The organism is Mesorhizobium sp. M7A.F.Ca.US.005.03.2.1, assembly GCF_003997795.1.
GTDB classification, from domain to species: Bacteria; Pseudomonadota; Alphaproteobacteria; order Rhizobiales; family Rhizobiaceae; genus Mesorhizobium; species Mesorhizobium ciceri.
The window spans coordinates 1-11,721 of sequence record NZ_RZRP01000101.1 but is presented as its reverse complement, the minus strand read 5'-3'; the positions used below and the strand labels follow the sequence as shown (position 1 = coordinate 11,721).

The window sequence follows — 11,721 nt, the reverse complement described above, 5'->3', positions numbered from 1 at the left end:
GGCCCATGGCGGCCAGGCCCATGGTCAGCATGATGGTGGTGGCGAGCGCCATTGCCGATTTCACCTCGGTGGGCACCGTGACCAAGCTGTTCAACGCCACGACAGCGACGAAGGCGGCGACGAACCACGGCATGGGCGGCCGCGCCGCCACCTCACTGCTGCTCCTGCCGCGCGCCATCAGGCCGAGCGCGACGACCATCGGCGCCAGCATGGCAACGCGGGTCAGCTTGGCGACGGTGGCGATCTCGCCGGACTGGGTGCCGTTCTGAAAGCCGGCGCCGATGACTTGCGCCACCTCGTGGATCGAGGCGCCGGCCCACAGGCCGAAAGCGTGCTGGTCGAGGCCGAGCATGGGCGCCATGAGCGGGAAGCCGAGCATGGCGACGGTGCCGAACAAGGTGATCGAGGCGACGGCGTAGGTGACGTCCTCGTCGCGCGCATCGGTGACGATGTTGGTGGCGACGATGGCCGAAGCGCCGCAGATCGAGGTGCCGGCGGCGATCAACTGCGCCAGCTTGGCGTCGACGCCGATCAGCCGGCCAAGCGTGATGGTGAAAACGAAGGTGGCGCCAAGCGTCGCCGCGACAATGCCGACGCCGCCAGCGCCGATCGAGACCACCTGGCCGAGCGTCAGCTGGAAGCCGAGCAGCACGATGGCGAAGCGCAACAGGCGCTTTTGCGAGAATGCGATACCGGCTTTGGCGTGCACGGGCGTGCCGAGCACGTTGGAGTAGATCATGCCGGCGACGACGGCGAGGATCATTGGACTGAACAGCGCGAAGCCGGAAACATTGCGCGCCGAGAAGGCGACGGCAGTGATCATCGTGACCAGCACGATGCCGGGGACGCTGCCATTCCAGCTAAGGGATTTTCGCCCTTGCGCGACATCGGCAGGAAACGCGCTTTTTGGAATATCGTTCGCGAAGTGGGAAACGGAAGACAATGCAATGCTCCAGGCGAGTATGCCGGGAGAATGCCATTCCTAAACCAATCTTTCCAACGAATTATTTTCGTTAGAATGATCGATTTTTACGAACGATCCACGGACGCTGCCGCGCAGACGTCGCTTTCTGGGCGACCTGGATTAAAGCTGCGCCTCGATCGCGGCCTTGTCGATTACCGACCAGACGTTCCTGATCCGGTCGTCGAGGAATTCATAGAAGACGTTCTCGCTGAAGGACACCTTCCTGCCGTTTATAGGGAGCCCGAAGAAGGTTCCCTTCGGCGTGCAGTTGAACTGAAGCCGGCTGGCTAGGAACGGCGGTTCGGCGATCAGCAACTGGATATCGAAATAGAGGTCTGGGATTTCCCGAAAATCGCGCTCCAGCATGTCCTGGTAACCCGACAGTCCGACGCGGTCGCCATTGTAGTGCACCTCGTCATGAACGAAGCGATGCAGCTTCTGCCAGTCCTGATTGTTGAGGCAGGCGATGTAGCCTCGATAGAGGTCGGTCACGGTCACGGCGATGGCTCCGGTGCTGATGCCCGCCATATTGCGACAGGGCTGAAGGCCAGGACGTACAATAAAAGCAACACATAGCGGGCCGTAGTCCTGTTGCCAGTGCCCAAGTTCAGGGAACAATTCCGAATTCGTGTCCGCTCATCACCTGGTCCAATGCACGCTGATCAACGTGCTCGCTGTCAACCGAAGCCTCAAGTTGGGTCAACGGTGCTTGCAGCGTCCAGGTGACACCGTGGCTATCATGCTCGAGAACACCGGTGCCGCTCACCGCGGCTGGAGCGACGCGCCGCAGCACCACGCTGCCGAAACCACCATGGCCGATCGTCTGTACTTCAGGACCATCTCTCTCTTTCCAGATCAGCTGGAACTGTTTCTGGCCGACCAGTCCGGTTACCTTCCATTGCACCGTTATCGTTCCCTCTGCGGCCGAAAGGACGCCGTATTTAGCGGAATTGGTCGCGAGTTCATGAAACGCTATGCCGAGGTACTGGACGGCATTGGGGCTCAGCGTCAGGGAAGGGCCCGACATTGAGATCCGCTCCTCGTTGCCGAACGGTTTGGCCTGCGCAAGCAGCAGTTCGAAGATCGTGGCGCCCTTCCAGTCGCCGGAAACCAGAAGGTCATGCGAGAGCGACAACGCCATGATGCGCTCGCGCACCTGACGTTCGAACTGGGCCGGCGTCGATGACCGCTTGCTGGTCTCCCGGATCATCGAGATGATGACGGAATACTGGTTCTTCACCCGGTGGTTGACCTCGCGCATCAGCATGCGGATGCGATATTCGTTCTCCTTGGCTACTGATATGTCGCGGGCGATCTTCGAGGCGCCGACGATCTGCCCGACGGCGTTGCGCACCGGCGAGATTGTCAGGGATACGGGCACAAGGCTGCCGTCCTTGCGGCGGCGGATGGTTTCGTAGGTCTCGACCTGCTCGCCTTTGCGGATGCGCTCCAATATGCGCGGCTCTTCGTCCAAATGGTCGTCCGGTATCAGCATAGTTACCGACCTTCCGATTGCTTCGTCGGCGGTGTAACCGAACAGACGTTGGGCGGCTGAGTTCCAGCTCCTGATGACTCCGTTCAAATCCTTGCTGACGATGGCATCGAAGGAAGACTCCACGATGGCTGACAGATGATGCCTGGCCTCGTCGGCATGATGGCGGTCAGTGAGATCGAACAGCATATTGACGGCGCCGACCAGTCTGCCCTGCTCGTCATGAAGCGGTGTGGGATAGGGAAGGAACGGCACACGCGTGCCGTCCGGGCGTTGGGAGATAGCCGACTGGTTTCTGACCGGCCGGTTCTCCTTTAGCGCGACAGCCATCGGGCATTGGTCATGCGGCAACACTTCACCGTCGGTCGTGAACAGCTTGTGCGTCACACACCATTGGTCTTTTCCGAGCTCGGGTTCGCGCCCAGCGAAATCTGCCGCGGCCCGATTGAAATAGGTGATCTTGCCTTCGGTGTCGGTGGTGTAGATTGCTACGGGAAGATTATCGAGGATTTGGTGGGGCAGATCAAAGGTCGAGCTCGAGGTTTTCGTCACTTGCGCCACGTATAGGAGTTCCAGTTAACCGCAGTGAACGCGGTGCCGCGGAAATGGTTCCGCGACCATTTCCGGGGATAGTCACCGCAGGCGGCGGCGAGTCAAAGCCGGGTGGAAGCTGCTCACCGATTTACACCTTGCCCCGGTAGCGCAGCGCGTCGACCAGCAGCGAGAAGGCCGGTGTGGCTTGCCGGCGGCTGGGGTAATAGAGATGGTAGCCGGGGAAGGGCCCGCACCAGTCGGCGAGCACACGCACCAGCCGGCCGTTGGCCAGATGGGCCGTCACCTGCTCCTCAGGCAGATAGGCAAGGCCGAGGCCGGCGAGCACCGCGTTCATGCGCAGAGCGGCCGTGTTGAACACAAGCTGGCCTTCGACCCGAACCTTCAGCTCGCGTCCGGCCTTCTCGAACTCCCAGGCATAGAGCCCGCCATAGGTGGGCAGCCGCAGATTGATGCAATTGTGGGTGGTCAGGTCCTGCGGCGTGCGCGGCTTTGGTCGGGTAGCGAAATAGGCTGGCGAGCCGACCACCGCCATGCGCATGTCGGGGCCGATGCGCACCGCGATCATGTCGCGCGCCACCTGTTCGCCCAGCCGCACGCCGGCGTCGAAGCGCTCGGCGACGATGTCGGTCAGTCCATAGTCGACGATGATCTCGACCTTGATGTCGGGATAGTCGGGCAGCAGCGGGGCGATCGCCGGCCACAGGACCGCATCGGCGGCGTGCTCACCGGCGGTGATGCGGATGGTGCCGGCGGGTTTTTCCCGCAATGCGCTCAAGGCAATGAGCTCGGTCTCGATCTCGTCCAGCCGCGGCCCGACGGTGCGAAGCAGCCGCTCCCCGGCTTCGGTGGGCGACACGCTGCGCGTGGTGCGGGTCAGGAGCCGTACACCCAGCCGCTCCTCCAGCGCCCGCACCGTGTGGCTGAGCGCCGATTGGGAAACCCCGAGCTTGGCCGCCGCCCTGGTGAAGCTTTCCTCGCGCGCCACAGCGAGGAAGGCGGTTAGCTCATTCAGGTTGTCACGTGGCATTCATGAGCCCCCTTCATAAGATCATGCTGGATATAGCACCTAATCGGCACCAATCGCAGACCCTAGATAGGCGTTATCACACCGGGCACCTCCGGCCGTCTTTAAAGCCGGGCGGGTCGTGTCATGGCTGTTGCCAGGAAGGGACAAAACCATGGACATCACGCGAAACGGCTCTCAAGCCTCGGCCAAGGGACCGGCCGACTATTTCACCGGTGCGGTGCGCATCGACGCGCCGTTCAAGGGCAGCGAGCCCGCCCGGGTCGGCGGCGCCACCGTGACTTTCGAGCCCGGCGCGCGCACCGCCTGGCACACGCATCCGCTCGGCCAGACGCTGATCGTCCTCTCGGGCGCCGGCCTGGCGCAGCGCGAGGGCGGCCCGATCGAATCGATCCAGCCCGGCGACATCGTCTGGTTCGCGCCCGGAGAGAAGCATTGGCATGGCGCCGCGCCGACCACGGCGATGAGCCACATCGCTATCGCCGAAGCGCTCGACGGCAAGGTCGTCGACTGGTTGGAGCATGTCAGCGACGAACAATACGGGATTTGACCAGGTATCGGCGCGTGGCGCCGAGTTCAACGCCCGAACTCTACGAAGGAGACCACCATGACCGATGTTCCAAGGCTGAAAAGCCCATTCTCCGATATCGCTCCCGCGCTTGGCAGATACAGCCCTGGATCGTTCCGATCCCCGGCACCACCAAGCTCAATCGCCTCGAAGAGAACATCGGATCGGTCACTGTCGCGCTGACGGCGAACTGCCGACATCGAGAACGCGGTCTCGGCGATCGCCGTACAGGGAGCGCGCTATTCTCCGCAACAGGAAGCAAGGATCGATCGCTAGAGCCAGGCGCAGGCTGAGGGCACTCGACGACCGGGTAGCCATTCCGGCCGACGGCGCAGGAGTTGAGGGGATCGTGCGCGGATCGGGTGGCAGCGTTTCAGTTTGAAATTTGGCCTTCTGCGAACTCGCGTCTTGCGGCCGTGAAAACCTCGCGGGCAGCATCCGCATTCATGATGGCGATTGCCAGCCCAATGACAATATCTGGCCAAGCCGAATTCCACACAAATGCCGTGACCAGGCCGGCGGCAATGATTGCCACATTGGCCAGGACGTCGTTGCGCGCCGACAGGAAGGCGGCGCGGGTGAGGCTGCCGCTGTGATGGCGATAGCGAGCGAGCATGAGCGCGCACGACAGGTTGACGAGCATCGCGCCAGCCGCCGTGAGCGTTAGCGGAACGGGAGCTGGCGGAATTGGAATGTTGAATTTCTCCCAGGCTGTCCAAAGGGTCGCCAATGCGGGGATCAGAAGTATCCCGGCCAGCGCCATTCCGAGCCGCGCTCGATTGCGGACGGTCCAGCCCAACGCGACCATGATCAGGAGATTGACGGATGCGTCCTCCAGAAAATCGATGCTGTCCGCGAACAGCGATACCGATCCGATCCAAACGGCTACGGCAAATTCGATCCCGAAATAGGCCAGGTTCAGGATGGCCACCATCCGCACCGCTTTGTTCAGCGTCCCGGTCATAGTTTGCCCATCGATCAGCTGCCGTTGGCACAAAGCATATAGCGATTCTATGCCCTGCGGGCGCGAGGACCAGAACCTTGTCGCCGATGCGAGACACTGTCGATCGAGCGGTCGCCTTGACATCGCCGCGCTTCCTGTTCCAACTTGGCGCCATGTTCGTTTTCGCGCCTGCCAACACCAAGCGACGTCGCCCTGCACAGTGCGGAGCGGCAAGCTGACTGCGCGACGACAAAGACCGGCAGGATAGACCCGGTTCTTTCGTTTCCAGCCCCGCCCGCGAAACCGCCGGCGGGATTTTTCATGTCTGGAGCAGTTTGATGACCAACAATTCTTCCATCCGGCTTCGGCCGGCCGCGCCCGCTGACGCCGCCGCGATCCGGGATATCGTGCGCGCCGCCTATGCCAAATGGGTAGCGGTGATCGGCCGCGAGCCTCTGCCGATGCGCGCCGACTACGAGAAGGCTGTTGCCGAGCATCCGTTCGATCTCGCCGTCGAGGATGATCGGATCGTGGGAATGATTGAAACCATGCTGGCCGAGGATCACCTGTGGATCGAGAATGTCTGTGTCGCACCGGATGCGCAGGGCAGGGGGATTGGCCGGCTGTTGCTGGAGTGGGCCGAGCGCAAGGCGATCGAGTCGGGCCGCGACGAGCTTCGCCTGCTGACCAATGGCGCGTTCGAGGCGAACGTATCGCTCTACAAGAGGCAGGGCTATATCGTGGATCGGGACGAGCCGTTCATGGGCGGCATGACGGTCTATATGAGCAAGAGGCTAGCGGGATCACCGGCGATCTGAGGAAGGATTTCGATAATGGCTGCCAAGGTCAGGCTTAAGCAACTCCCGGGGTCTTACGCGGTTTCCCGGCTGGCGGCGGGCGAAACCATTCCCGGTTGGGCGGACGGACCAGGCTTCGTCAGCATCACAAGGACCGACGACGAGCTTTCGATCGTTTGCCTGCAGGACCGCGTGCCGCATGCCGTCAAGCAGGATATCGACTGGGTGGCCTTCAAGCTCCTGGGCCCGTTCGCCTTCGACGAAACCGGTATCGTGCTGTCGGTCATCAGGCCGTTGTCGGAAAACGGGTTGGGCATCTTCGTGGTGTCCACTTTCGATGGCGACCATCTCCTGGTGAAAGCCACGGATCAGGCCGCGGCGAGGCGGTTTCTGGTCGAGGCCGGGCATACCTTGCTGTAGTCCATCCTCACCAAGCCGGTTGCTGCCCAACCGCTCTGGCTCAATCACTGCCGCACTGGCTCAACCACTTCGGGGGTTGTGTTTGACAGCGGCGTTTGTGCATCGTTATCTCCAGCCAGATATGACGGCCCGGCGCGACCATGCGGCCAAGGAGAAAACCATGTCACACAATCTGCAGTTCTACATCGATGGCGCGTGGGTCGATCCTGTTGTGCCCAACCCATTGGACGTCATCGATCCCTCGAATGAGGACGCTTTTGCGCAGATTTCGCTCGGCTCCAGGGCCGATGTCGACAAGGCGGTGGCTGCCGCCAAGCGCGCCTTCAACGGCTTTGGTTTCACCGAAGTTAGCGAGCGGCTCGACCTGTTGAATCGCATCATCGCGGTCTACAAGAAGCGCAGTAGCGATCTTGCGGTTGCCGTGTCGCGCGAGATGGGCGCGCCGCGCCAGATGGCGTTGGACAGCCAGGTCGGCATTGGGCTGGCGCATCTGACCAAAATGGCCGAGACGCTGAAGGCTTTCGAATTCCGCCACGTGAAGGGCAATCATCTCGTGGTCAAGGAGCCGATCGGTGTCGTCGGGCTGATCACGCCGTGGAACTGGCCGCTCAACCAGATCACCTGCAAGGTGGGTCCGGCGCTCGCCGCCGGCTGCACCATGGTGCTCAAGCCATCCGAGATCGCGCCGCTCGACGCCATCATCTTCGCCGAGATCCTCGACGAGGCCGGCGTGCCGAAGGGCGTCTTCAACCTCGTCAATGGCGACGGACCGGGCGTCGGCCAGGCGTTGTCCAGCCATCCTGACATCGACATGATGTCGTTCACCGGTTCGACCCGCGCCGGCATCCTGGTGGCCAAGGCCGCCGCCGACACGGTCAAGCGCGTGCATCAGGAGCTTGGTGGCAAGTCGGCCAACATTCTGTTCCCCGACGTCGACCTCGCAAGCGCGGTCAGCAAGGGCGTGGCCGGTTGCTTCAGCAACAGCGGCCAGTCCTGCAACGCGCCAACGCGCATGTTCGTGCCGCGCGAGCGCCATGACGAGGCGGCCCGCTATGCCAAGGTTGCGGCGGAAAAATTCACCGTCGGTCCGGCCGACGCTGCCGGCACCAAGCTCGGCCCGGTCGTCAGCCAGGTTCAGTTCGACAAGATCCAGGACCTGATCCAGGCCGGCATCGACGAGGGTGCGACGTTGGTCGCCGGCGGCCCCGGCCGTCCGGCCGAACTCAACCGCGGCTACTATGTCAGGCCGACAGTGTTCGCCGACGTTACCCACGACATGCGCATCGCGCGCGAGGAGATCTTTGGGCCGGTACTGGCGATCATGCCCTATGACAGCGTCGACGAGGTGGTCGAGACCGCCAACGACACCGTCTATGGCCTCGCCTCCTACATCCAGGCCAAGGACATGAAGAAGGCGCGCGAAGTCGCGGCGCGCATGCGCACCGGCAATGTCTACATCAACTATCCCCAGTGGGACGCCGGCCTGCCGTTCGGCGGCTACAAGCAGTCGGGCAATGGCCGCGAATATGCCGAATACGGACTTGAGGATTTCCTCGAGATCAAGGGCATCGCGGGATATGAGGCGGCTGAGTAGGCACCGTACAGTGTGATGCAATAAAGGGCGCGGCCTGCGGTGTGGCCGCGCCTTTTCATTTTGCAGCCAAGCCTTGCCATCTCCGCATTCTTGCCAATTGGCAAATACATGCTATATATCTGCCAATCAGCAAGGTGAACGCAATGCAGCTTCAATCCATCGTCACCACGCCGGCCACGTTCGGAGCCGCTATCTCGGATGAAGAAGCGGGCGCGCTGGCGCGCACCACGGTCAATCTGTTCAAGGCCTGGAACCTCACCGACCTGGAGGCCTGCATCCTGCTTGGCGGTATGTCGGCGCGCACCTGGGCACGCTGGAAGACTGGGGCGAAGGAAGGTGGCATCGGCAGGATCGACCGCGACCTGCGCACCCGCATGGCGCATCTGATGGGCATACACAAGGGCCTGCGCTACCTCTTCACGGAACCGGCGCGCGGCTATGCCTGGATCCGCAAGCCCAATGCCACCTTTGGCGGCCAGTCGGCGCTCGACCTGATGCTGCGCGGCGAAATCTCCGATCTCTCGGCGATGCGCGAATGGCTCGATGCGGAGCGTGGTGCATGGTGAGTGGGCTTGCGGTCCGTCGCCGCGTCGACTGGCACCAGACCTTCCGCATCATCCGTTCCATCCACCCACCGATCGACCTGTTCGAAGACATTGCCGACCCGCGCGACTGGGAGGCGCTGGCCGCCGTCGCGGCGAAGACAAACCCACGCATAAGGTTCGAGATTGGCGATCTCGGCAAGGTTTCGGCCGCAAGGCGGGTTTCCGGCCCCGGCGCCAGTTTCGTGATGGCGCCCTTCGTGCATTGCTCGACGCTCAGACCAGGCCGCTTCTCGGATGGCAGCTACGGGATCTATTATGCCGGCGACAGCGAGGACGTCGCGCTTGCCGAGACCATCCACCACCATCAGAAATTCATGCGCGCCACAGACGAAGGGCCGGGCTGGACGGCGGATTTCCGCGTGCTGATCGGCAACGTCGACCGCGATCTCGATGACGTCAACGCCGTGCCCGGCGTGCTCGACCCGGACGACTATTCCGCCTCGCAGGCGGAAGGGCGGGCGCTGCGGGCAGCAGGCAGCGACGGGCTGGTGTGGAACAGCGTGCGCATGCCGGGCGGCGGCTGCATCGGCATCTTCTGGCCCGACGTCATTGCCGTTCCAGTGCAGGGCCGCCACTACAGCTACCACTGGGATGGTGCCCGGGTGGACTTCGTGCGCCAGCACGATACGGGAAAGGTGCTGGCCGTCACGTGATGGTGGGCGGACCCTTTACGGATCGTGGGGGAGTCGGTATTCACGAATCCATAAATCCAAGGATTCGGATATATGAATAGGAAGGGTACTTTGAACGCGCTGGCCGCACTTGGCCAGGAGACGCGGCTGGATGTCTTCCGGCTGCTCGTGCGTGCCGGCCCGGAAGGCATTCCAGCCGGCGAGATCGCAACGAGGCTGGACACGGTCCAGAACACCATGTCGGCGCATCTGAAGGTGCTCGCCCATGCCGGGCTGATCCGTCCCGAACGCGACGGAAGGACCGTGCGCTATGTCGCCGACATGACCGGCTTGCGCGACCTGCTGGCCTATCTGATGGAAGATTGCTGCAATGGCGCGCCGGAGCTCTGCCGCCCGGTCATCAATGCCGTGACCTGTGACTGCTGAGGGGCTTGTGACTGTCCGCCGCGCGCCGTTCGAACAAGGAAGCCATCATGACCGATCATGCTCTGAACACAGCTGAGGCGGTGCGGCCCGGCATCGGCTTCGTCGAGAAATATCTGACGGTGTGGGTGGCACTGTGCATCGTCGCGGGCATCGCGCTTGGCCATCTGCTGCCGGGCGTGTTCGGCGCCATCGCGTCGGCCGAGATCGCCAGGGTCAACATTCCTGTCGCCGTGCTGATCTGGCTGATGATCGTGCCGATGCTCTTGCGCGTCGATTTCGCCTCGCTGGCCAAGGTCGGCACCTATTGGCGCGGCATCGGCGTGACGCTGTTCATCAACTGGGCGGTGAAGCCGTTCTCGATGGCGCTGCTGGGCTGGCTGTTCATCGGCTGGTTGTTCCGGCCGTGGCTGCCCGCCGTGCGGATCGATTCCTACATTGCCGGGCTGATCATCCTTGCCGCGGCGCCCTGCACGGCGATGGTTTTCGTCTGGTCGAACCTGACGCGCGGCGAGCCGAATTTCACGCTGTCGCAGGTGGCGCTCAACGACGCTATCATGATCGTTGCTTTCGCGCCAATCGTCGGCCTGCTGCTCGGCCTGTCGGCGATCACCGTGCCATGGGGCACGCTGATGCTGTCGGTCGCACTCTACATCGTCGCGCCGGTGATCGTCGCGCAGTTGGTTCGTGGCCGGCTGCTGGCAGCGAGGGGACAGGCCGGGCTTGAGGCCCTGCTTGCCACGCTGCAGCCTCTGTCGCTGGTTGCCTTGCTGGCGACGTTGGTGCTGCTGTTCGGCTTCCAGGGCGAGCAGATCATTGCGCAGCCGTTGGTGATCGTGCTGCTGGCAGTGCCGATCCTGATCCAGGTCTACTTCAACTCCGGTCTTGCCTATCTGCTCAACCGCCTCAGCGGCGAACGGCACTGCGTGGCTGGACCATCGGCGCTGATCGGCGCGTCGAACTTCTTCGAGCTGGCGGTGGCCGCCGCGATCGCGCTGTTCGGGCTGAATTCTGGCGCGGCCCTTGCCACTGTGGTCGGGGTGCTCATCGAGGTTCCGGTCATGCTGTCGGTGGTGTGGATCGTGAACCGCAGCAAGGGCTGGTACGAGATGGGCGGCGCCGTCCGGAATACCATGTCGGCTGAGAGGACCCCGAAATGACCATCACCATCTACCACAATCCCAGTTGCGGCACGTCGCGCAACACGTTGGCCATGATCCGCCAGTCGGGTGAGGAGCCGGAGGTGATCGAATATCTGAAGACGCCGCCATCGCGCGAAAGGTTGGTCGACCTGATCGCGGCGATGGGCATCACACCGCGCGACCTGCTGCGCGAGAAGGGCACACCCTATGCCGAACTCGGCCTTGCCGACCCGAAATGGTCCGACCAGCAGATCCTCGATTTCATGCTGGCACATCCGATCCTGATCAACCGGCCGATCGTGGTCAGTCCGCTCGGCGTCGTGCTGGCGCGGCCGTCGGAAAAGGTGCTGGACATTCTGCCCAATCCGGACATCGGCACGTTCACCAAGGAGGATGGCGAGGTGGTCATTTACGCCTCGGGCAAGCGCGCCGGCTGATGCTATTTCCATATTTTTGAAATTGGGTTGACGGCGCGAAAAGTGCCGCGTAGCTTATTTCCATGAAACTCGAAAAAGCAGCCGCGCAGCTTGAAGCGCTCGGCAATCCGACGCGGCTTCAGCTC

General features: G+C 62.7%; 14 protein-coding genes. 9 read left to right on the top strand and 5 right to left on the bottom strand.

All coding sequences use genetic code 11. The features are described 5' to 3' along the window. The 4 genes from EN991_RS08455 to EN991_RS08440 form a co-directional block, all read right to left on the bottom strand. A partial coding sequence (locus EN991_RS08455) for a YeiH family protein (protein ID WP_164768920.1) occupies positions 1 to 943 on the bottom strand: 943 nt, incomplete at its 3' end. 141 nt (positions 944 to 1,084) lie between these two features. After that, on the bottom strand, positions 1,085 to 1,462 hold the full coding sequence (locus EN991_RS08450; RefSeq protein WP_024501791.1) for an ester cyclase: 378 nt from the start codon (positions 1,460 to 1,462) through the stop codon (positions 1,085 to 1,087). Between the two features lie 109 nt (positions 1,463 to 1,571). After that, a complete protein-coding gene (locus EN991_RS08445; protein ID WP_013530540.1) occupies positions 1,572 to 3,017 on the bottom strand; it encodes a PAS domain S-box protein in 1,446 nt (481 codons plus the stop codon). Positions 3,018 to 3,138: 121 nt separating this feature from the next. Beyond that, complete coding sequence (locus EN991_RS08440; RefSeq protein ID WP_127368570.1) at positions 3,139 to 4,038, bottom strand: LysR family transcriptional regulator; 900 nt, start codon at positions 4,036 to 4,038, stop codon at positions 3,139 to 3,141. 151 nt (positions 4,039 to 4,189) lie between these two features. Between EN991_RS08440 and EN991_RS08435 the strand changes: the two genes are divergently transcribed. Further along, entirely contained in the window at positions 4,190 to 4,585 is a 396-nt protein-coding gene (locus EN991_RS08435; RefSeq protein WP_127368569.1) for a cupin domain-containing protein, read from the top strand. Positions 4,586 to 4,976: 391 nt separating this feature from the next. Here EN991_RS08435 and EN991_RS08425 read toward each other — a convergent pair whose 3' ends face one another. Beyond that, entirely contained in the window at positions 4,977 to 5,567 is a 591-nt protein-coding gene (locus EN991_RS08425; RefSeq protein ID WP_127368568.1) for a cation diffusion facilitator family transporter, read from the bottom strand. A gap of 317 nt (positions 5,568 to 5,884) precedes the next feature. Between EN991_RS08425 and EN991_RS08420 the strand changes: the two genes are divergently transcribed. From EN991_RS08420 to arsC, 8 genes are all read left to right on the top strand, one after another. Further along, positions 5,885 to 6,364 carry a GNAT family N-acetyltransferase gene (locus tag EN991_RS08420; protein ID WP_024501788.1) on the top strand — a complete coding sequence of 160 codons (480 nt, stop codon included), beginning with the start codon at positions 5,885 to 5,887 and terminating at the stop codon, positions 6,362 to 6,364. 15 nt (positions 6,365 to 6,379) lie between these two features. Then, positions 6,380 to 6,763: an ACT domain-containing protein gene (locus tag EN991_RS08415; protein ID WP_063172670.1), complete on the top strand. Its 384-nt coding sequence runs from the start codon at positions 6,380 to 6,382 to the stop codon at positions 6,761 to 6,763. Positions 6,764 to 6,923: 160 nt separating this feature from the next. Then, positions 6,924 to 8,357, top strand: coding sequence for an aldehyde dehydrogenase family protein (locus EN991_RS08410; protein ID WP_127368567.1), 1,434 nt, complete (start codon positions 6,924 to 6,926; stop codon positions 8,355 to 8,357). 143 nt (positions 8,358 to 8,500) lie between these two features. Continuing rightward, on the top strand, positions 8,501 to 8,923 hold the full coding sequence (locus tag EN991_RS08405) for an MbcA/ParS/Xre antitoxin family protein (RefSeq protein ID WP_013530547.1): 423 nt from the start codon (positions 8,501 to 8,503) through the stop codon (positions 8,921 to 8,923). Continuing rightward, positions 8,917 to 9,615, top strand: a complete 699-nt coding sequence (locus EN991_RS08400; RefSeq protein WP_127368566.1) for an RES family NAD+ phosphorylase — start codon at positions 8,917 to 8,919, stop codon at positions 9,613 to 9,615. The genes EN991_RS08405 and EN991_RS08400 overlap by 7 nt, the downstream gene beginning before the upstream one ends. 72 nt (positions 9,616 to 9,687) lie before the next feature. Beyond that, entirely contained in the window at positions 9,688 to 10,020 is a 333-nt protein-coding gene (locus tag EN991_RS08395; RefSeq protein ID WP_013530549.1) for a metalloregulator ArsR/SmtB family transcription factor, read from the top strand. 92 nt (positions 10,021 to 10,112) lie between these two features. Beyond that, on the top strand, positions 10,113 to 11,177 hold the full coding sequence (gene arsB / locus EN991_RS08390; RefSeq protein ID WP_164753639.1) for an ACR3 family arsenite efflux transporter: 1,065 nt from the start codon (positions 10,113 to 10,115) through the stop codon (positions 11,175 to 11,177). Then, positions 11,174 to 11,596, top strand: a complete 423-nt coding sequence (arsC, locus tag EN991_RS08385) for an arsenate reductase (glutaredoxin) (RefSeq protein ID WP_127368564.1) — start codon at positions 11,174 to 11,176, stop codon at positions 11,594 to 11,596. The genes arsB and arsC overlap by 4 nt, the downstream gene beginning before the upstream one ends. Positions 11,597 to 11,721: the final 125 nt, after the last annotated feature.